Source organism: Streptomyces sp. NPDC002779, from assembly GCF_042888685.1.
Lineage (GTDB): Bacteria > Actinomycetota > Actinomycetes > Streptomycetales > Streptomycetaceae > Streptomyces.
Window position 1 is genome coordinate 139,010 of sequence record NZ_JBIAQC010000013.1, and the last position, 19,487, is coordinate 158,496.

General features: G+C 71.5%; 23 protein-coding genes and 1 pseudogene. 12 read left to right on the forward strand and 12 right to left on the reverse strand.

All coding sequences use genetic code 11. The features are described 5' to 3' along the window. Positions 1–363: 363 nt before the first annotated feature. Positions 364–1,008, reverse strand: coding sequence for a lipoprotein (locus ACFYW5_RS30455; protein ID WP_389420323.1), 645 nt, complete (start codon positions 1,006–1,008; stop codon positions 364–366). A gap of 102 nt (positions 1,009–1,110) precedes the next feature. On the opposite strand from ACFYW5_RS30455, the gene ACFYW5_RS30460 reads away from it, so the two are divergent. Next, on the forward strand, positions 1,111–1,629 hold the full coding sequence (locus ACFYW5_RS30460; RefSeq protein ID WP_389420324.1) for a hypothetical protein: 519 nt from the start codon (positions 1,111–1,113) through the stop codon (positions 1,627–1,629). Then, positions 1,626–2,108 carry a GNAT family N-acetyltransferase gene (locus ACFYW5_RS30465; RefSeq protein WP_389420325.1) on the forward strand — a complete coding sequence of 161 codons (483 nt, stop codon included), beginning with the start codon at positions 1,626–1,628 and terminating at the stop codon, positions 2,106–2,108. Before ACFYW5_RS30460 ends, ACFYW5_RS30465 begins: the two co-directional genes overlap by 4 nt. On the opposite strand, the gene ACFYW5_RS30470 is transcribed toward ACFYW5_RS30465, so the two are convergent. Continuing rightward, positions 2,075–2,425 (reverse strand): MarR family transcriptional regulator, encoded by a 351-nt coding sequence (locus ACFYW5_RS30470; protein ID WP_389420326.1) that lies wholly within the window; start codon positions 2,423–2,425, stop codon positions 2,075–2,077. The genes ACFYW5_RS30465 and ACFYW5_RS30470 overlap by 34 nt on opposite strands. 129 nt (positions 2,426–2,554) lie before the next feature. Here ACFYW5_RS30470 and ACFYW5_RS30475 point away from each other — a divergent pair, with 129 nt between their 5' ends. Both ACFYW5_RS30475 and ACFYW5_RS30480 read left to right on the forward strand, forming a co-directional pair. After that, the gene (locus ACFYW5_RS30475; protein ID WP_389420327.1) at positions 2,555–3,241 is read left to right on the forward strand and encodes an ANTAR domain-containing protein; all 687 of its coding nucleotides are present in this window, start codon (positions 2,555–2,557) and stop codon (positions 3,239–3,241) included. Between the two features lie 76 nt (positions 3,242–3,317). Continuing rightward, positions 3,318–3,503, forward strand: coding sequence for a CsbD family protein (locus ACFYW5_RS30480; RefSeq protein WP_389420328.1), 186 nt, complete (start codon positions 3,318–3,320; stop codon positions 3,501–3,503). Between the two features lie 30 nt (positions 3,504–3,533). Here the strand turns inward: ACFYW5_RS30480 and ACFYW5_RS30485 are convergent, their stop codons facing one another. Then, complete coding sequence (locus ACFYW5_RS30485) at positions 3,534–4,652, reverse strand: acyltransferase family protein (protein ID WP_389420348.1); 1,119 nt, start codon at positions 4,650–4,652, stop codon at positions 3,534–3,536. A gap of 278 nt (positions 4,653–4,930) precedes the next feature. Here ACFYW5_RS30485 and ACFYW5_RS30490 point away from each other — a divergent pair, with 278 nt between their 5' ends. Then, complete coding sequence (locus tag ACFYW5_RS30490) at positions 4,931–5,383, forward strand: flavodoxin family protein (RefSeq protein WP_389420329.1); 453 nt, start codon at positions 4,931–4,933, stop codon at positions 5,381–5,383. Positions 5,384–5,450: 67 nt separating this feature from the next. Then, positions 5,451–5,960 (forward strand): hypothetical protein, encoded by a 510-nt coding sequence (locus ACFYW5_RS30495; RefSeq protein ID WP_389420349.1) that lies wholly within the window; start codon positions 5,451–5,453, stop codon positions 5,958–5,960. A 40-nt stretch (positions 5,961–6,000) separates the two neighbouring features. Here ACFYW5_RS30495 and ACFYW5_RS30500 read toward each other — a convergent pair whose 3' ends face one another. Then, positions 6,001–7,446, reverse strand: coding sequence for a glyceraldehyde-3-phosphate dehydrogenase (locus ACFYW5_RS30500; protein ID WP_389420330.1), 1,446 nt, complete (start codon positions 7,444–7,446; stop codon positions 6,001–6,003). 248 nt (positions 7,447–7,694) lie between these two features. Between ACFYW5_RS30500 and ACFYW5_RS30505 the strand changes: the two genes are divergently transcribed. After that, positions 7,695–9,638: a DUF1996 domain-containing protein gene (locus ACFYW5_RS30505; protein ID WP_389420331.1), complete on the forward strand. Its 1,944-nt coding sequence runs from the start codon at positions 7,695–7,697 to the stop codon at positions 9,636–9,638. Between the two features lie 121 nt (positions 9,639–9,759). Here ACFYW5_RS30505 and ACFYW5_RS30510 read toward each other — a convergent pair. Together ACFYW5_RS30510 and ACFYW5_RS30515 are read right to left on the reverse strand one after the other, a co-directional pair. After that, positions 9,760–10,049, reverse strand: a pseudogene (locus tag ACFYW5_RS30510) (TauD/TfdA dioxygenase family protein); the annotation flags it as partial. Next, positions 10,043–10,204, reverse strand: coding sequence for a hypothetical protein (locus tag ACFYW5_RS30515; RefSeq protein ID WP_389420332.1), 162 nt, complete (start codon positions 10,202–10,204; stop codon positions 10,043–10,045). The pseudogene ACFYW5_RS30510 and the gene ACFYW5_RS30515, both read right to left, overlap by 7 nt. 290 nt (positions 10,205–10,494) lie before the next feature. On the opposite strand from ACFYW5_RS30515, the gene ACFYW5_RS30520 reads away from it, so the two are divergent. Further along, positions 10,495–11,343, forward strand: coding sequence for a hypothetical protein (locus ACFYW5_RS30520; RefSeq protein WP_389420333.1), 849 nt, complete (start codon positions 10,495–10,497; stop codon positions 11,341–11,343). Positions 11,344–11,358: 15 nt separating this feature from the next. Here ACFYW5_RS30520 and ACFYW5_RS30525 read toward each other — a convergent pair whose 3' ends face one another. Further along, complete coding sequence (locus ACFYW5_RS30525; protein WP_389420334.1) at positions 11,359–11,979, reverse strand: NADPH-dependent F420 reductase; 621 nt, start codon at positions 11,977–11,979, stop codon at positions 11,359–11,361. 266 nt (positions 11,980–12,245) lie between these two features. On the opposite strand from ACFYW5_RS30525, the gene ACFYW5_RS30530 reads away from it, so the two are divergent. Next, the gene (locus tag ACFYW5_RS30530) at positions 12,246–12,773 is read left to right on the forward strand and encodes a DUF2269 domain-containing protein (RefSeq protein WP_389420335.1); all 528 of its coding nucleotides are present in this window, start codon (positions 12,246–12,248) and stop codon (positions 12,771–12,773) included. A 93-nt stretch (positions 12,774–12,866) separates the two neighbouring features. Here the strand turns inward: ACFYW5_RS30530 and ACFYW5_RS30535 are convergent, their stop codons facing one another. From ACFYW5_RS30535 to ACFYW5_RS30545, 3 genes are read right to left on the reverse strand one after another with little or no spacing between them, the layout of a single operon-like run. Continuing rightward, positions 12,867–13,424 (reverse strand): TetR/AcrR family transcriptional regulator, encoded by a 558-nt coding sequence (locus ACFYW5_RS30535; protein ID WP_389420336.1) that lies wholly within the window; start codon positions 13,422–13,424, stop codon positions 12,867–12,869. A 30-nt stretch (positions 13,425–13,454) separates the two neighbouring features. Beyond that, positions 13,455–14,036, reverse strand: a complete 582-nt coding sequence (locus ACFYW5_RS30540; RefSeq protein WP_389420337.1) for a sugar O-acetyltransferase — start codon at positions 14,034–14,036, stop codon at positions 13,455–13,457. A 56-nt stretch (positions 14,037–14,092) separates the two neighbouring features. Then, on the reverse strand, positions 14,093–15,289 hold the full coding sequence (locus ACFYW5_RS30545; RefSeq protein ID WP_389420338.1) for an MFS transporter: 1,197 nt from the start codon (positions 15,287–15,289) through the stop codon (positions 14,093–14,095). 86 nt (positions 15,290–15,375) lie between these two features. On the opposite strand from ACFYW5_RS30545, the gene ACFYW5_RS30550 reads away from it, so the two are divergent. Continuing rightward, positions 15,376–16,266, forward strand: a complete 891-nt coding sequence (locus ACFYW5_RS30550) for a hypothetical protein (RefSeq protein WP_389420339.1) — start codon at positions 15,376–15,378, stop codon at positions 16,264–16,266. Positions 16,267–16,280: 14 nt separating this feature from the next. Here the strand turns inward: ACFYW5_RS30550 and ACFYW5_RS30555 are convergent, their stop codons facing one another. Then, positions 16,281–16,808, reverse strand: a complete 528-nt coding sequence (locus ACFYW5_RS30555; protein ID WP_389420340.1) for an SMI1/KNR4 family protein — start codon at positions 16,806–16,808, stop codon at positions 16,281–16,283. A gap of 36 nt (positions 16,809–16,844) precedes the next feature. Next, complete coding sequence (locus ACFYW5_RS30560) at positions 16,845–17,579, reverse strand: D-Ala-D-Ala carboxypeptidase family metallohydrolase (RefSeq protein WP_389420341.1); 735 nt, start codon at positions 17,577–17,579, stop codon at positions 16,845–16,847. 243 nt (positions 17,580–17,822) lie between these two features. Here ACFYW5_RS30560 and ACFYW5_RS30565 point away from each other — a divergent pair, with 243 nt between their 5' ends. Then, a complete protein-coding gene (locus ACFYW5_RS30565) occupies positions 17,823–18,977 on the forward strand; it encodes an aromatic acid exporter family protein (protein WP_389420342.1) in 1,155 nt (384 codons plus the stop codon). Between the two features lie 326 nt (positions 18,978–19,303). Further along, the coding region (locus ACFYW5_RS30570; protein ID WP_389420343.1) for a transposase at positions 19,304–19,487 on the forward strand (184 nt) is incomplete at its 3' end.

Sequence of the window (19,487 nt, forward strand, 5' to 3'; positions counted from 1 at the left end):
GGCAGGGGTGAGTGCTGCTCGCACGGAGCGGACGCACCCCCTTGCGCGACGCCGTGCCCCCTCAGTAGCCGGTCGCCGACGCATCCATCGCGTCACATGGTGGTGCCTCTGTGTAGCTTCAGCGGTCGCCTTGCGAAACATGACGGAAAAGCGCAGGTGTCCAACTGGTCGCGAACGAGCGGATTATGACGCCCCGGGGGTGGCTGGAGGAGTGGTGCTGCCGGGGTGGGAAGTGGCTCGAGTGCTGGCCGGGGGCCTGCACGGCACTCCGGCGGGCCGACCGGGTCCGCCCGGGCCACTGCCGGAGGTCTGGACCACTCGGGGATGTCGAGCGCAGACCGGTTCCGGTCATCAGGGCGGGACCTACTCGGCCCGGCCCGGCCGCAGGGTCTTCCTGGCCAGCTCGTAAGCGGGCAGCATCGCCCGGTGCTCCTCGGTGTCCAGCCCGCCGAGGTGCAGGACGACCGGCCCCTGGGCGGTGGTGACGGCAAGGGCCCTCTCCTCCTTGCTTTCCTCCAGGAACTCGTCGCTGTACCGGTACGTCACTTCCGCACCGGCGAGACCGCCCGCGGTGAAGGTGCCGTACTTCTCCTTGCTCACCCCGCTCTGGGCGGCCACGAAGGCCTCCAGGACGGTACGGGCGTCGTCGTCGCCGGGTTCGCCGGTCCACGCCCGCAGGAAGCCGATGCTGCCCGCCGGTTTGGCGTCGACCTCGCAGACCAGGGCGACCGGCCCCTGCCGCAGCACCGCGTCGGCGATCTCCTGCGACACCTCGTCGTCGTCGCCGACGGCCTCCGCCGTCCACTCCTCGGCGATGTCGAACGTGACCGGCAACGCGCAGGGCGAACCCGCACCTCCGACGGAGCCCCCGCTGCGCACGGCGGCTGCCGCCGCCCGGGTCGCGGACGAACCGTCCGACGGCCGCGAGCCGTTGTCCCCCGCCCCCGACGAACAACCCGCCACCAGCACGGCCAGCACCGCAGCACACACCGCTCGACGCCCCACCACTTCGCTCTCCCCTCACCGGCCCGGCGGCACAGAGTAACCGAGGCCGCACCCCCACTGACCGGGCCACTTCTGGTGGGACCAGAGGCAAGGCATGATGATGTGGTGACGGACACCGATGTAAAGCTGATCCCTGGCCACGCGGCCGAGTTGCTCGCCCTGGCCGAGGGCCACCACGCCCGCACCGTGCGCCCGCTGGGCAGTCACGAGGTCGCCGGGCACGCCGTGAAGGCGTACGCGATCGAGGCGCCCGGACGCGCGGTGACGGAACAGGACGCACGCGCGGCGCTGCGGATCGCCGCCGGTCATCTGGCGGCGGCACAACTGCGCGGCTCCCTGGGCCTGTCCGTGCTCCTGCTGCATGCCGGCGGTGACGGCGACTACGTCCTCGTGCACACCTGGATCGAGGGCCACATGTCCGACCTCGCCGTCTTCACCGGCCCCGCCGGGGACATCGACGCGCTGCGGCCCGGCCGTACGGGCCTCGCGCCCTGCGTGTGGGAGGCCGCCGTGCTGGCCCATGAGCGGGACGCCTTCAGCCGTCACGTGCTGGACGGAGAGGACGACATCGAGGCCCGGCTGGCGGCCTGGCGCGCCGATGTGCTGGCGGGCGAGGTCCGTTGACCGCCACCGCCTCCGCACGCGTGCGGCACGCACGGCCCGCGGACCTGCCCGGCATCGCCGCCCTCGCGGCCGAACACGCCGCCTACGAAAAGGCGGTGGAGCCGCCCGCCGACCTGCCCCAGCGGCTGGAGAAGCTGCTGTTCGGGCAGGCGGATCCGCCGCGCCTGTCCGTGTTCGTCGCGGAACTCGGCGACGACGTCATCGGGTACGCCTCCTGCGCCCCCGAGGTGTCCACCTGGGACGGCGACGAGTACCTCCACATGGACTGCCTGTTCCTCCGGTCCGGCCACCGCGGCCTGGGCATCGGCCCGATGCTCATGGCCGCCGTGGTCGCGGACGCACGGACCCGGGGACTCGACCGGATCCAGTGGCAGACGCCCTCGTGGAACACCGACGCGATCAGGTTCTACGACCGGCTCGGCGCCCGGGCCACGGAGAAGCTGCGCTACTCCCTGCTCCTGGACGTCGAGGCCGACTGAGGCGTCCCGGCACGGTCTGCCTCGTCCTGGACCAGCAGCGAGAGCAGCGACGCCACCGTCACGCCCGCCTCCGCCGGATGGCGCAGAACCATGCTGGGATCGATGCGGTACGTGTTGCTGCGGCCCTCCCGGGTGTGCGAGAGATATCCCGCTTGCTCCAGGTCGGCGATGATCTTCTGCACGGCCCGCTCGGTGAGTCGGCAGCGCACAGCGATATCGCGGATGCGGGCATTGCGGTCGTCGGCGATGGTGGCCAGGACCCGAGCGTGATTGGTCAGGAACGTCCATCCTGCGTGTGGTTCCGGAACTCCCTCCATGGCGCGATTGTACGGTTGGGCATTCACGTAATCAAAAACACGAACTGGATTTCATGTATCGCTTGACGTGTGAGCGCTTCCCGGTGACGCTGGTAGCGACAGACGGCAGTGATGACCGGGGAGGCGGTCATGGCAGAGGCGGTGTCGGCGGTGCGGTCGGCATACTCGCCGGAGATCCATCTCCGCCCCGACGGCGACCGCATGACGGTGGTCGTCCGAGGCGAGCTGGACCTCGACGGCGCCCCGGCGTTCGAGGGTGCCCTGCGCGAGGCCCTCACCCGCTCGATCCACGGCATCGACCTGGACCTGAGCGGCGTGCCGTTCTGCGACTGCTCCGCGCTCAACATCATGCTCGGCATACGGCACCGTGCGTTGCGCGAGGGCAAGACGGTCGTCCTGCGCTCCGCCGGACGCAGCGCCGAACGGCTCCTCACCCTGACCGGAATGCTGTCGCTGTTCGCCCCCGCGGACGAGGACGCCGAGGACTTCGAGCCGTCCCCGTCGCACCACGAGACCGAGGACGAGAGCATGCTGCAAGATCTGCGGATCGAGGTCGTCCAGCTGAGGCGGGCCATGCAGACCCGCCCCACCATCGATCTCGCCCGGGGCATCCTGATGGCCACCTTCGGCTTGAAGGCCGAGGATGCCTGGGAGGTCCTGGTCATGGCCTCCCAGAACACCAACACCAAGCTCCATCACCTGGCCCGCGACCTGGTGGCCACGGTCGGCGGAGAGCCGCTGAGTGAACCGCTGCAGAAGCAGGTGTCCGCCGCGGTCGCCGCTGTCGGCGAGCGCGCGGGGGCCGCTTCGCGGTAGCCCGGTTTACGTTGCCCGTGCCGGTTCACCCGTAGCGGAGCAGAAGTTTCCCGAGCACGGTGTGGGGTGACGCGTCATGGCGCGACAGCAGAAGAACAAGGCCAAGATGGAGCAGGCCAAGGGCAAGGCCAAGGAAGCGGCAGGCCGCGCGGTGGGCAATGAGCGGATGACGGCCGAAGGCCAGGCGGCACAGGCCAAGGGCGACGCCCGCCAGGCCAAGGAGAAGGTCAAGGACGCCGCGAAGGACGCCACCCGCCACTGATCGGCGCGGCGAGCGGCGTGCCGCCCGGTCTCAGCGGGACCGGGCGGCCTCCGCCGGATCACGCTTGAACGCCCAGTCCATCTTCGGCTCCATCACGAACCGGAACACCCGCCGCACCGGCGCCGTGCACAGGGCCGTCACGACCGCCCCGGCGACCAGCGTCGCGGCGATCTTCCCGAGCGGCTCGTGCACCGCGTCGATGTGGGACCAGTGCCAGTGATTGGCCGCCTGGATCACGAAACCGTGCAGGAGATAGCCGTACAGCGTGCCCGCGCCGAGGGCCGTGAACCACATGCCGCGCCTGGGCACCAGCGCCAGGAAGCACGTGACCAGGACCGCCGAGCAGGCGAACAGCACCAGCGTCATCACCGGCCCGTACCAGGCGGGCGCGGCCAGTTCCTCGGCACTGGTGCGGTGGAAGAACCACGCGTAGTTCATCCGCGGGACCGCCCAGTACGCCACCACGACCGCGCACAGGAACACGGGCACCGCCAGCATTCGCACCTCGCGGCGGCGCACCAGCGCGAAGTGCTCCGGCTTCAGCACCAGACCCAGCACGAAGTACGGCAGGAACTGCAACGCGCGCTGGAGGTCGAGGTCGTTGCCGATGGACGGCGACAGCGTGGCCAGCATCGCGACCACCAGCGCCAGCGGCAGCGGCCACCGGACGATCCGCCAGAACGGCGTGGTGAGCCGCCAGATGAACAACGCGGCGAGGAACCACGTCAGATACAGCGGATTCAGCAGGCTGATGTCGCGGTCCGGCTCGTTGTCCGTCCACCTGGTGAAGAAGGTGTAGGCCACCTCGAACACGACATAGGGGACGGCAACGCCGGTCACCAGCCGCTTGATACGGCCCGGGCTCGCGTCGAAGTTCCGCGAGAAGTAACCGGAGATGACGATGAACGCCGGCATGTGGAAGGCGTAGACCACCATGTACAGCGCGGTCACCGTCCGGCTGTCGTCCCGCAGCGGCTCCCAGGCGTGCCCCATCGCCACCAGCACGATGGCCAGGTACTTGGCGTTGTCGAAGAACGCGTCCCGCTCCTTGACCGACCGAGCGGTCCGTCCGGTCGGCGCGGAGGCGTCACCGTCCGGTGGCGCCTGGGCCTGTCCGAGGCTGCGCGTGGGCAGCGTTTGCTGCGCGATCCCATCCCGACGGAACCCAGACAGAGCGAAACACCTCTTAGGAGAGTTACCTGTGTGGCCCTTGTGCCGACACCCCGGACACCGTAGTCACGCAACCACAGCCGCGTAAACCCGGACGGTCATGATGTGACCGCCGTATCTTTTACGGCCGCAGTCGTGCGGGTACCACCGGCCGCGTGAGGTGAACGCACCATTTCGGGACAGGTGCACCGGTGCATAACCGGACGTACCTCCTCCGAAGTTGCGGGGGTACGTGACGGCACGGCAGGGTCGGTCGGGTGGCAACTCTGCTGATCGTGCACCACACGCCCTCGCCGCACTGCCAGGCGATGCTCGAGGCCGCCGTCTCCGGGGCGACCGCGCCCGAGATCGAGCACGTCCGTGTCGTCCGGCGCGCGGCCCTGTCCGCCACCGCCTCCGACGTCCTGGACGCCGACGCCTTCCTGCTCGGCACCCCGGCCAACCTCGGCTACATGTCCGGCGCCCTCAAGCACTTCTTCGACCAGGTCTACTACCCGTGCCTGGACGCCACCCGCGGGCGGCCCTTCGGCTACTACGTGCACGGCGGCAACGACGTCACCGGCGCGGTGCGCTCCATCGAGACCGTCACCACCGGGCTCGGCTGGCGGCGCGCCGCCGAGGCCGTGACGGTAACCGGCGAACCGACCAAAAAGGACATCGAAGCGTGCTGGGAGCTGGCTGCCACGCTCGCCGCCGGACTGATGGACTGACAAAGCGGGAAGCTACCGTGTGTGCGGTACCCCTTGTCCCCTCGCGTACACCTGGGACGGCCTGCCCGTGCTCTCGGACTTCTCCTCGCTCATCGCGGCGACCGCCCGCTGGCTGACGAGCGCCTTCCCGCCCAACGGCGGCGCGCTCGCCGCCGCCCTCTGCGACGTACAGGCGCGCCAGGCCGTGACGGTCGCGGCCTGGCTGCGCTTCCCGACGCCGACGGATGCCGCCCTGGCGGGCATGGCCGGCTCCGGGGGCTCGGTCCGGCTCGACTGGATCACCGGCGTGGAGGGCGGCGGCGAGCCCTGGCGGAGCTGGGTGGACGAGGTGGTGGCGAGCTGGGCGGCCTGTCTGCTCGCCGAGCCGCGGCTGGCCGAGGTCGCGGTGAGCGCGGCGCTCGACGGCGGCCACACCGCGGGTGCGCCGATGGAGTTCCGGCGTCTGACGGCTCCCGACGAGAACGACCGCCGGGCGGCCGCGCTGCTGCGCCATCCCGACCTGCTGGACCGTGTCGCCGGACTGCACCGCGCCGAGCTGATGGACCTGCTGGCCGCCGGACAGCCGCGCGCCGCCTGAGCGTCCTGCGGGCTCGGGCGGCGCGGGGTCGGGCCCGGGATCAGACGGCCGGGGCCGGGTACGTCGGGTACTCCACGCCGGAGACGTGCTGCACGACCCGGATGACCTGGCAGGAGTAGCCGAACTCGTTGTCGTACCAGAGGTAGAGGATGGCGTTGTCGCCGTCGACCTTGGTGGCGCCCGCGTCGACGATCGAGGCGTGGCGCGAGCCGACGAAGTCCATGGAGACGGCGTCGGGGGCGGTGGTGAAGTCGATCTGGCGCTTGAGCGGCGAGTTCAGCGAGACGTCGCGGAGGTACTCCAGGACCTCCTCGCGGGTGGTCTCACGACCCAGGCGCAGGCTGAGGATCGCGATCGAGACGTCCGGCACGGGGACGCGGATCGAGCTGCCGGTGATCGGGGCCTTGAGGTCCGGCAGCGCCTTGGCGACGGCGGAGGCGGCACCGGTCTCGGTGATGACCATGTTCAGCGGCGCGCTGCGGCCCCGACGGTCCGCCTTGTGGTAATTGTCCAGCAGGTTCTGGTCGTTGGTGAACGAGTGGACGGTCTCCACATGGCCGCGGACGACACCGTACTCGTCGTCCATCGCCTTCAGCGGCGGCACGATCGCGTTGGTGGTGCAGGACGCGCAGGACAGGATCTGCTCGTCGGGCTTGATCGTGTCGTGGTTCACGCCGTGCACGATGTTCGGGACGTCGCCCTTGCCGGGAGCGGTCAGGACGACCTTGTCGATACCGGGGCGCAGGTGCTGCGAGAGGCCCTCGCGGTCCCGCCACTTGCCGGTGTTGTCGATCAGGATGGCGTCCTTGATGCCGTACGCCGTGTAGTCGACCTCGGACGGGTCGCTGGCGTAGATCACCTTGATGGCGTTGCCGTTGGCGAGGATCGTGCTGGACTCCTCGTCCACCGTGATCGTGCCCTGGAACTGACCGTGGATGGAGTCGCGGCGCAGCAGCGAGGCGCGCTTGACGAGGTCCTGGTCACCGCCGCCGCGCACGACGATGGCGCGCAGCCGCAGCCCGTTGCCCGAGCCCGCCTTCTCGATCAGGAGACGGGCGACGAGGCGGCCGATGCGCCCGAAGCCGTAGAGGACGACGTCCCGGCCCGCGCCGCCCGCGAGCTTGTTGGCGCCCGTGGCACCGGCGACGGCCTCGGCGGTGAAGTCCGCCACCGACAGGCCGCGGTCGTCGGCCTTGTACGTCGCGGCGAGCATGCCGATGTCGATCTGGGACGGGCCGAGGTCGAGCGTGGTGAGCGCCTGGAGGAAGGGCAGCGTTTCGGTGACCGACAGCTCCTCGCCCGCGATCTGCCGCGCGAACCGGTGCGTCTTCAGGATGCTGACCACCGACTTGTTCACCAAGGAGCGGCTGTGCAGCAGGATCGTCACGTCCCGCTCGCGGTGCAGCTTCCCGATGATCGGGATCATCGACTCCGCGATCTCCTCGCGGTTCTTCCAGTTGGTGAACGAGTCGTCGTTGACAGTCACAGAAGTCTCTTTCGAGCTAGGCGGTGCTCATATGCTAACCCGCCTGTTCGAAGGGTCATGATCGGGGTCGCGGGGGGCTCTTTGCGTGCGCGGCATATGGGCGTACGTAGGTAAATGAGGCCGTGACGTGGAGGTCCCTGAGATGTTCGTATGAATCCGTGGGGCGGTTGAACAAGGCGGGCCCCTGGTCCGTATGGGGCGAGGGATCTGTATGTCCGCTCGCCCGTCACGAACGTAGGAGTACTGCCTTGAGACGCACTACGCGCAGGCGCCCGACCGGCCCACGACGCGCGACCTTCGCCGCGGTCGCGCTGATCCTGGGCGGCGGCGGACTGGTGGCGACCAACATCTACGCCTCGGCGACCGAGGGCAGTGACGGCGCATCGGCCCAGACCGGCGGCGCCACGATCGACTGCCCCGACGTGGGCGCCAAGTTGACCGAGGTCCCGGACGCGGCCAGGGCGGACGTCGACAACGAACTCGCCGCCCTGGACGGCCAGACAGCCGAGGCCTACCAGCAACTGCGGGAGGCGACACCGGAACAGCGGCAGGACACCGGCTTCACCGACGAATCGATCATGAACCCGCTGAAGGACAAGCGGGGCGGGACGATCGAGAAGATCGCCGTCGCGATCGGCAACGCGGGCGAACGCCCCGAAGGGCTCGAAGCGCTGGCGGGCTGCGAACTGACCGTCCCCGAGGAGCAGCCGGAGGGCGGCCAGGCCGGAAACGGCCCCGTCGCCGCGGACTTCACCGACATCACCGAAGTCCAGCCGAACGTCCAGGCCCCGGCCGCCGGAGCGGGCGCCTCCCGCGGCACCTTCACCACCAGCTGCGGGGTCAACGAGAACGGCGTGTTCAACTCGGACAACGTGATCGTCGCGCCGGGCGTCTCCAACGGCGCCCACCACTTCCACGACTACATCGGCAACCAGGCCAATGACGCCTTCGCCAGTGACGAGGACCTGGCCGCCGCCGACACCAGCTGCGAGAACCCGGGCGACAAGTCCTCGTACTACTGGCCCGTCCTGCGCCTGCAGAACGGCACCCAGGAACAGGACGCCAACGCCCCCGGCGGCGGCATCGAGGGCAACGCCGGTGAGATCGTCACGCCCCGCGAGGTCACGCTGACCTTCCAGGGCAGCCCCACCGGTGACGTGACGGCCATGCCCCGGCTGCTGCGCATCATCACCGGCGACGCCAAGGCCTTCGTCAACGGCACGGCCAACGCCAACGCCTCCTGGAGCTGCACCGGGTTCGAGGACCGGCAGCTGAAGGACAAGTACCCGCTCTGCCCCGACGGCAGCGACGTCGTGCGCACGTTCAAGTTCCAGAGCTGCTGGGACGGCCGCAACATCGACAGCGCCAACCACCGCACCCATGTGGCGTTCGCCGCGGCCGACGGCTCCTGCCCGGCCGGCTTCCGTGCCGTCCCGCAACTGGTGCAGCGGATCGTCTACGACGTGGACGCCCCGAGCCTCGAGGACGGGGGCCGGACCAAGCCGCTCTTCGCGGTCGACTCCTTCCCGGAGCAGCTGCACAAGCCGGTCACCGACCACGGCGACTTCATCAACGTCTTCGACGAGGACCTGATGCGGGAGATGGTCGACTGCATCAACGAGGGACGGCAGTGCGACGGCGGCGCCCTCCCGGAGGAGCCGCAGCAGCCGGAGGAGCCCCAGGAGACCGACCAGCCGGAGCAGCCGGGGGAGACCCAGCAGCCCGAGGAGCCGCAGGAGACTGGGCAGCCGGAGCAGTCCGACGAGCCGCAGGAGCCCGCCGACCCGACGCCGACCGGCGACGACGGCGACGGCGGCGAGACCGAGCCCGTGACGCAGGCGCCCCCGGCCGCCAGGCCGAGCGACAAGGCCCCGGCGAACGAGACCCCGGCGAACGAGACCCCGGCGGACGAGGCCCCGTCCGACGGCGCCGACAAGCCGAAGACCTACGTCACCCCGTCGGCGACCCGCACCGGCGAGGCCCCGGCCGAGGCCGTGGGAACGGCAACCGCTTCGCCGACCGAGAACGCGGCCCCCGTCGGCGCCGAGCAGTCGCCGGTGGCCGGCACCGAACCGCAGACCGTCGGCGGCGGACTCGCCGACACCGGCGCCGAGCTGTGGCCGGCCGCGGCCGGGTCGGTCCTGGTCCTCGTCGGCTTCGTGCTGCTGCGCCGCATCCGGCGCGACGCCTGAGCGAGGGCCGCTGGTGGCGCCGGCACCCCGCGCCACCAGCGGCCGTGCGCTCTACCCGCTATGCCGTGGCGGGCGTGCAGTGGGCCGCCTCGTCGCCCTCGACGACATGGCTGAGGGTGCCGTCGGACGGGCCGAGGCCCACGATGCTCTGGGCGAAGCCGCCGATGAACAGCCCGCGTTCCCCGGTCTCGGGATGGACGCGGACCACCGGATGGGCGGTGCGGTACTTCCGGGAGACGAACCGCCTGCGGTGCTCGGCCGCCTTCTCACTCTTCGGCGCCGCATAGTCGTAGTCATTGGTGTGCACCGCCCACAGCCTCTCCGCGAACTCGCGCAGCGGCGCGGGCAGATCCCGTACGCGGCGGCCGAGTTGGCGATGAGCGTGTGGCCGCCGTAGGGCGGGATCACGATCCTGGGCACACCGACGTCACCTTCGTCCGCACTCCGCCGAAGGCGTCCACGCCGATCGTGTTGCCGACCCACTCCAGCCGCACGTCCCCCAGATAGCCGAGATCCTCGGCCAGTTCGGAGTGAGGGGGAACGGCGCCTGTCAGTGCGTGCGACAACAGTCGGCGCAGCGGGCGTCGGCCTGACGTGGCAGATCGACGGTCAGGCGCGCGGCGAGGTTCTCGGGCTTGCTCACGTCATGAGCGTTGCAGCGCAATCCAGCCAGGTCAATGCGGATGGCGACGACGTCGCACGGTCGCAATGGTGGGACAGGCAACTGAAGTGCCGCGTTCACACATCGCTGCCGGACGCTCCCCGGCCGGCCGCAGGCCACGGCTCCCGACGCGCACTCCGCGCGCCGCCCTCCTAGGCTCGGCAGTGCCGGTGCCGACCATCGACAGGAGCCCTCGTGGACATCGACACGGTCGCCGACGAGCTGTACGCGCTGCGGCCGGAGGAGTTCACGGCGGCGCGCAACGTCCGGGTCGCCGAGGCCCGCACGGCAGGTGACCGCGCTCTCGCGGAGCGGATCGGCAAGCTGCGCCGCCCCAGCCGCTCGGCCTGGGTCAGCAACCTCCTCGTCCGCGAGCGCCCCGACGAGGTGGCGGCCCTGCTCAAGCTCGGCGAAGGGCTGCGGCGCGCCCATCACGACCTGGACGGGACGCAGCTGCGAGAACTCAGCGGCCGGCAGCGGACCCTGATCAGAGCCCTCTCCCAGGAGGCCCGGCAACTGGCGAGGCAGGCCGGTCATCCGGTCGGCGATGACGTGGGGCGCGAGGTGGAGGCGACCCTGCACACCGTCCTCGCCGACCCGGAGGCCGCGCGGGAATGGGCGCAGGGCCGACTGGCCCGGCCGTTCGAGGCGGCCGTCGGCTTCCCCGACGTCAGCCCGGCCGCGGTACGCCGGCCCGCCGCCCCGCCACCCCCACCCCGCCCGGCGAAGCGCCGCGACGACGAGGCGCTGACCCGGGCCCGACAGGACGCCGACACGGCCGTGAGCGAGCTGCGGGCGCTGGAGGACGAGGCGGCCGGGGCCGGGCGGGCGGCGGAGGAGGCGCGGGAGAACACCGCCCGACTGCGTCAGCGCATCAGCGAGTTGACCGAGGAGCTGAGCCGCGTGGAGGAGGACCACGGAAGGGCCCGCGACGAGGAACGCCGAGCGCGGGACGGGCTGCGGGCGCTCGAACGCCGGGTACGGGAGGCCAGGCGCCGCGCGGAGACGGCGACCGCCCGACTGGAGCGGCACCACAAGCGGTGACCTCGCCCCGGTGCCTCACGGCAGGGTGACCACCTTGATGTTGAAGGTGTGGGAGCCCAGCCCGTTCGCGATCCCGATGAACAGCAGCGCGAAGTGCTCCTGCCCGCGGGCGCTCGTGATGCCGCCGATGTCCAGCTGGGACGATTCCGGCCAGCCGAGGTCGGTGAGCAGTTTCCCTGTCGTCCGCTTGGCTTCCGCGTCGTCGCCGGAGAGGAAGACGGTGCTCGGGCCGGTGAGCGCTTGCGGGGCGACCATCGTGGTGGAGTCCATGGTGCACAGCGTCTTGACGACGGGGGTGTCCGGGAAGGCCGCCTGGATCTCCTCGGCCAGGCTGCTGTTGGGGTGGGAGAGCTCGGTGTAGTCGTCGGAGAGGCCGACCCCGACGTCGATCAGCAGGGTGCCGGCCAGGGCGGGCGCGCCGATGGAGCGGAGCAGGTCGACGGAGACGTTGCCCGGGGTGGCGTTCACCAGAACCTCCGCGTGTGCGGCGGTCTCGTTCAGTCCCGCCACGGGAAGGCCGAGGTCCTTGCGCTCGTCCGGCTTGCGGGAGCCGAGGAGGACGTCGTGTCCCGCGGCGCTCCATCCGTGGGCAAGTGCTCGGGCGACGTTGCCGGTGCCAAGTAGTCCTATTCGCATGCCCCGACGCTAACCACTGCAGAGGCCGGGCCCATCGGGCCGCGGGCCCAGGTGGGGCGGACGAAAGTCGTAGTCCTCAGGACCGGGGGAACCGGCCTCCGGTGGTGAGCCGGGCGGCAGGTGACGACGGCCCCGCCGCACCGGCACTTCGTCGCCCCCGGCGTCGGCGGAGCATCCCGAGCGGACCCGCGTACGCCCCGGCGAGTACCTGAGGTTGCTCCCGGCGTCGGACGCGCCGGCCGGGGCCGCTCGGCAGGCTGGGTCGGGTGAAACTCAGCCGCCCCGCCCGCCGGGCCACCCTCGTCGTCCATGTCGTCGCCGCCGCCTCCTGGCTCGGGGTCACGCTCGGCCTGCTCGCGCTGGGCGGCACCGCCGCGACCACCGGCTCGCCGGTGACGGTGGAGGCATCGGTGCGCGCGATGAAGCTGTTCGCGGACTGGTTGCTGCTTCCCGTCGCGTTCCTGACACTCCTCAGCGGTCTGCTGCTCTCCCTGGGCACGGTGTGGGGGCTGGCCCGGCACCGGTGGGTGTTCACCAAGTTCTGGCTGACCCTGGCCACCCTCACCGCCACGGTCCTCGCCCTGCGCCCGGGCGTGAACTCCGCGGTCACCGCCGTCGCCGCGGGCGGCCCGCTGCCCGATGCCGGTGACGTCGTGTTCGGCCCGGTCGTGTCCCTGTCGGCCTACGTCTTCATGACGGTCATCTCGGTCCTCAAGCCATGGGGCCCGACCCGCCGAGGCCGTCGCCTGCGCACCGCGTCGGCCGCCCCCGGGCGCGCCCGCCAGGCGGCCTGACCGGTCAGCCGTCGAAGTGAGGGGGAGGACTCGATACGGCCCAGGTGAGCGCACGTCCGGCAGTACGGTCCGTGGTGGCCGAGGCTGCCGCCGTCATCGGCCGGCGCGGCTCGGCGTGGTGATACGGGTGATCGCGTCCGCGGTCAGCGCCCGGTCGTGGGGGTCCCGGGACAGCGCCCGGTGCAGGATCAGCCCTTCGATGAGCGCGTCCAGCTGCCGGGCGGTGTCCGGGTCGAAGTGCTTCTCCAGGTGGACCCGGCTGCGGCGCATCCACGTGTCGGTGAGTTCCCGGTACGCGGGCCGGCGCGCGGCGAGCGTGTACAGCTCCTGGGTCAGCACCAGGTCGCGCCGGGTGCCCTCGGACAGCGCGTGGACGAGGTCGGTGACGGCCGCGCGGGCCTGCTCGGGGCCGTCCGGCGCGGTGAGATGGGCGTCGAACACGGCCACGACGTGATCGGCGAACCGCCCGAACGCCTCCCGGAGCAGGTCGTCCATCCCGCTGAAGTGATACGTCATCGACCCCAGCGGCACCCCGGCGCGCGCGGCGATCTTCCGGTGGGAGACGCCCGCGACGCCCTCATCGGCGATGAGATCGAGAGTGGCGGCGAGGATGCGCTCGCGGCGCTGGGGGTCGGTGTGTCCGGTGGCCATGACGCTGTGTCCTCAGAGGGTTCAGAGGGTTCAGAGGGTACGGACGACACGCGCGGGGCTGCCGACGGCGACGACGCCCGCGGGGACGTCCTTCGTCACCACCGAACCGGCGCCGATGACGGAGTCGTCGCCGATGCTCACGCCGGGCAGCACGATGACGCCCCCGCCCAGCCAGACGTTGTCGCCGATGGTGATCGGCCGCGCCGCCTCCAGCTTGTCCCGCCGGGGCTGCGGCTCCAACGGGTGGGTCGGGGTGAGCAGTTGGACGTTCGGTCCGATCTGGCAGTCCTCGCCGACGGTGATCGCCGCGACGTCCAGCGCGGTGAGGTTGAAGTTGACGAAGGTGCGCGCCCCGATGCTGATGTTGCTGCCGTAGTCGACGAACAACGGCGGCCGCACATGCGCCTCTTCGCCCAGCGAGCCGAGCAGTTCGCCGAGGATCTTCCGGGCGGCGTCAGGATCCTCGGCGTAGGCCGCCTGGTAACGGGCGGTCAGCCGGGCGGCCTGCTGCAGCCTGCGGGCGATCTCGGGATCGTCGGCGATGTAGAGGTCGCCCGCCAGCATGCGCTCGAGGTTGCTGCGGGGGTCGTCCGCGAAGTGGTCCGTCGGCATGCGTACGATCGTACACTCGCGGGCGTGCGGCGTCCCGGCAAGGGAGCCACCTCCGCCTACCGCCGCCGAGGGTGCAGCACTCCGGACAGCAGGAGGACGAGCAGTCCGGCGGCGGGGACCACCAGCAGGCCGACCCGGAGACTGGTGGCATCGGCGACCAGGCCGACCACGGGCGGCGAGCAGAGGAAGCCCAGGCGCATCAGCCAGGAGACGACGCTCAGTCCCGACCCGGGCTTGAGGCCGGGCAGCTCATCGGCCTGGTGCATCGCGGCGGGCACCAGTGTCGCCACCCCGAACCCGGCCGCGGCGAAACCGAGCACGGTCCCGCCCACGGTCGGCACGGCCAGCGCCAGCCCCATCCCGGCCGCGGCGACGATCCCACCGGCGCGCGCCACGGCACGCTCCCCGAACCGGTCGACGAGCCGGTCGCCGATGAGCCGGCCGAGGAACTGGGCGCCGACCAGAGCGATGAAGCCGGTGGCCGCCACCGTCACCGAGGCGTGGAGCGAGTCGGAGAGGTACAGCGCGGCCCAGGAACTGCCGGCGTCCTCGACGATCGTGCCCGCCGTGGCGATGAGGACCAGTGCGGCCAGCACGCAGGCGGTCCGCCGGCCCGGCTTGGCAGCCTCGGACGGCCGTACGCCGTTCTCGTCGGCGGTCTCCTCGGTGTCGGGTCCGGGCAGGCGGAACCGCAGGGCGCCGCACGCGGCCACCGCGAAGACCGCCGCCGATATGGCCAGGTGCTGTCCCCGGGGCAGGCCCAGCGCGATGGCCGCCGCGGCCATCGCGCCACCGGTGACGGCGCCGATGGACCAGACGGCGTGGAAGGAGTTGATGATGGAGCGCCCGTAGCGGCGCTGGACCCGCAGGCCGTGGGCGTTCTGGGCGACATCGGTGATCGCGTCCATGGCTCCCGCCAGGCAGAGCGCACCCGCGAACCAGACGACCGAGTCGGCGAGCCCCGCCACGAGAAGGCCGGCCCCCGTGACCAGCGTCCCGCCCACCGCCGCTTGCGCCGATCCCAGCCGCCGGATGACGGCCCCGGCCGCGAGACCGGCCGCGATGGCGCCCGCGGGAAAGGCCGCGACGGCCAGCCCGTAGGCCGCGTTGCTGATGCCGAGGTCCGCCTTGATCTGCGGATACCTCGGCAGCAGGTTGGCGAACAGGGCGCCGTTGGTGAAGAACAGCACGGCGACGGCCACCCGGGCCCGCCGTTCGGCCGGAGCGGGCCGTCGCACCACGTCGAGAGTCATGGCAGGCAGCCTAGAGCCAGAGCGTACGAACGTACACTCCGGTTATGGCTTGACCTTGCCGCAACGTCAACGTCTCTACTGGGGCCATGCGAATCGGAGAGCCCGCGGGCGGGACGAAGGTGTGGCGCAAGGCGGTGCGGTGGTCGTGCCTGGCCCTGCTGCCGGGCGAGTTCATGCTCGTCCTGTGCCTGGCCGGGGGAGTGGACATCCCGTCGGCCGTACGGTCGGCCCTGGAACTGTCGGTGCTCGCCGTCATGATCGCGGCGGGCGCCCTGCTCTTCCTCGACCACCGGCGCCACCGCCGCGCGGGCCTCGACCGCCGCGCCGCCCTCGGCGCCGCGTTCGCCGACACCGTCGCGGCGCCCGTGCGCAGGCTGATGGCCCACGAGGTCTTCCTGTCCACCAGCTTCCTGCGCTGGGTGACCCGCCGCGGCCCGCACGGCGTACGCGACGGCGACCTGCCCGTTCCCTACGCGCCGGGCCAGACGGCGGTCATGCTCGGCTTCTTCTTCGTCTGCGTTGTGGAGACCGTGGCCCTCGCCTTCCTGATCCCCTGGCCGCTGGTGCACGCCGTCACCCTCGTCCTCGACATCTGGGGCTGCTGGTTCGTCGTCGCCCTGCACGCCTCCTGCGTCGTGCGCCCCCATGTGATCGGCGCCGACGGCTCACTGCGGCTGCGCTACGGCGCCCTGCTCGACATCCGCATCCCGGCCGGCCGCATCGCCTCCGTGCGCCAGGAACGCAGGTTCCCGGAGAACGGGCCGGGGGCCGTGGGCGAGAACGGCGTCTGCGAGCTGGCCGTGGCGGGTCAGACGACGGTCACCGTCGAACTGACCGAGCACGTCCGGTACATACGGGCCCTGGGCAAGCCCGCCGAGGCACGGACCTTCCGTTTCTACGCCGAGGACGCGGGCGCCGCCGTGGCCGCGCTGCGACGTGGGCCGCGGGCCACCTCTGCGCCGGCCTCGTCGGACTGACCCGCCGGGACGCGTCAGCGGCAGAGCGCGTCGATGTCCTCGGCGTACGTCGGGAACTCCGCCCGGGCCTCGGTGATGATGGCCTGCGCGGTCCGGCGCCGAGTGGTGGCGTGGCGCTCCGCGAGAGCGGTGAGCGTCGGGTCCGGACGGCCGGTGTGCTCGTCGTGCTCGACGGCCTCCATCGGTCCGATGCCGTCGGCCAGCAGCCACAGGAAGTCGGACAGATTCCCGGCCACGACACCGCGGGCGCCCTCGGAGCCCATGAAGACCACCGGCTGTTCGGCGAGGGGCCGGCCCTGCCGCACGCACCAGAGGGCGGCGAGCCCGCCGGTGCCGTCCTGTCCGAAGACGCGGAAGGCGGCGCCGTCGAGGTCGTGGTTGCCGGTCCAGTCGCGCAGCCAGTCGGTGGTCTCCTCGGGGGAGTCGAAGGCGTCGTAGGGCTCGAAGTCGATGCCGTTGCCGTCGTCGTGGTCGAACTCGGTGCGGGCTGTCGCGGCCAGGGCCGGCGGCAGCGCGCGGTCGGCAGCGATCGTCTCTGTCACGCGCGCAGACTAGCCGCCGGCTCTGACAACGGCGGCTCAGATCCCGCAGGTGGGGGCTGACCAGTAGGGGGAGGGGTCGAACGCGACGTGGGTGTGGTCGTTGTGGCCGGGGTAGCCCGGGCCGAGGATCTCCGAGAAGCCGTGGGTGCGGGACTGCTGGGCGAGGCGGCACAGGGTGGGGGAGCCGGTGAGGTCGGCGGCGTCGCCGTAGAGGTGGCGGCTGGTGGACGAGCCGCCGACGGCGTTGTTGCAGGCGTAGGAGCGGAAGCCGCTGGAGACGGTGAGCGGGACGTCGCCGAGCGCGCGCCGCATGGCCTCCAGTTTCCACATGGTCTTCAGCGCGTTCGCCTTGGCGGTGGCCGCGGAGACCGCGCCGCCGGACCAGTCGGCGTTGCAGCGGTTGAGCTCGGCGTAGCTGAAGTGGATGGGGGTGCAGTCCGCGTCCTGGAGCGCGTAGAGCTTGCTGAAGGTCGCCGGTCCCGCGACTCCGTCGGCGGCGAGGCCGTAGGCGGACTGGAACTTCGCCACGGCGGCGGCCGTGCGGGCGCCGTACTGGCCGTCGTAGGAGAGCCGCTCGCCGGAGGTGACCCAGCCGGCCACCCGGATCTGGAGCTGAGTGACATCGCCGCCGGAGGCGCCCTGGGAGAGGGTGCGGCTCCAGGTGTAGCACTCGTCGGCGTGCGCGGTGCCCGCGGTGGCGCCGACGCCGACCACTGCACCCGACGTGATCATGACAAAAGCGATGAGGAAACGTGCCATCCGTCTGAACATCCCGACCTCCGGGTCGTCGACTTCCGGTTGCGGTGACCACCGCCCTCGCGGCGGCGACCGCTGACCAGCCTGAGGCCAAGCGCTACGCGCGTCAACGGCGCGGCTGTGGCGGGATGGTGAACGGTGGCGGTGTGGGAGATCGGAGCGGAGGGTGCTGGGGGGCGCGTGGAAGCGGAAGGGCGGCGGGCAGGCGATCGCACATCCGCAGGCATCGAATGCGCCCTGTGTGGCACCTGGCCCGTGATGCGGTGGTTTCAGGAAACGGTGTCAGCGGCGCGGCGCCATGCGCGGGGCGCCGGACGAAGCGTGCGACGGGCGTGGAAGGAGCCCGGCCGGGAGCGTGATGTGGCGTTCCAGGCGGCGAAGGCGGCGCTGGCCGCGGGCGTCGCGTGGGCCGTGGTCGGCTGGTGGCTCCAGGCGCCGATGGCGTTCATGGCGCCCTGGGTGGCGATCGTGCTGGTGGAGTCGACCGTGTACCGGTCGATCGCACACGGCTTGCAGCAACTCGCCGCGATCGCCACGGGCACGATCGTGGCCACCGCCTGCGCCATGGTGCTGGACTCCACCCTCGTGGCGATGGCCCTGGTCCTCCCGGCCGCGGTGCTGCTGGGCAACTGGCGACGGCTGGGCAACCAGGGCATCTACGCCGCCACAGCCGCCCTGTTCGTCCTGACCAGCGGCCCGGTCGGGGTCGGCGCGGCGGGCGCCCGTATCGCCGAGGCGGTCTTCGGCGCGGTGGTCGGCATCGCGGTGAACGCGCTGATCCGGCCCCCGCTCTACCTGCGCGACACCCGCGCGGCCCTGGACAACGCGGCCCGCGAGGCGCAGGACCTCCTGGGCGCTGTCGCCGACGGCCTGGCGCGGGGCCGACCGGACCCGGACGAAGCCACCGGCTGGCACGATCGGGCCCTGCGCCTCGAACGCCTGGTCGGCGAGGCGCGCTCCGCGGTCGGCTGGAGCCGGGAGAGCCTGCGCGCCAACCCGCGCCGCCGCAGGTCCGACGCGGCCCTCCCCGAGCAGCACTACGACGATGTCCTCACCGTCCTCGACGACGTCGCCGTCCACGCGGCGGGTGTCACCCGCACCATCCTGGAGGTGTCCGCCCAGGAGGACGACCCGCGGTGGCCGGGATCCGAGATCACCGGCCCATACGCCGACTTCCTGCACCGGACGGCCCACGCCCTGCACTGGTGCACGAGCGCCCGCTTCACCCCGGACGAAGACCCGGACCCCCCGCTCCGGGAAGCCACCGAGGTCCTGCGCCGCACCCTCGACGACCTGCGTCGACGCCTCCCCGACGTGGTCCCGGACGACCCCGACGGCCTGGCGACGTACGGCACCCTCCTCAACCAGGCCCACCGCCTGACCAACCGCCTCGAACACAGCGGCCGCCGCTAGGCGCGACGCGACCGCGCTCTGCCGCCGCGGTGAGGAAATCGCTACGGTCCGATCATGCCGCGCCTTGTGGACGTCCCCGGATACCCCGTTACCTTCTTCGTGGCCTCGCAAGGAGGCTCCCGGCCTTCGGCCCCGGTATGACTTGAGCCCCCAGTCGAGATGATCGAAAAGGTGGTGTCGCCGGTGCCGGAGGCATTGGCAGACCGCTGATTAGAGGCACGAGCGCCAATCCCTCAACCGGGTACGGCAGTCTCTTCGTAACGTGGATGCCGGCACGCTGATGCCGCGGTGAGGCCGGGGAACAGGCGAGGGCGGGAGCGACGGTCGTGACGGACGAAACTGGCATCGGCGTCTATCTGGGACTGGATGTCGGCAAGGGCGAACACCACGCCGCCGCCGTCAATCACGCTGGGAAGAAGGTGTTCGACAAGCCGCTGCCTAACAGCGAACCGAAGCTGCGGGAGCTGTTCGACAAGCTCCGGGCCAAGCACGGGACCGTGCTGATGGTCG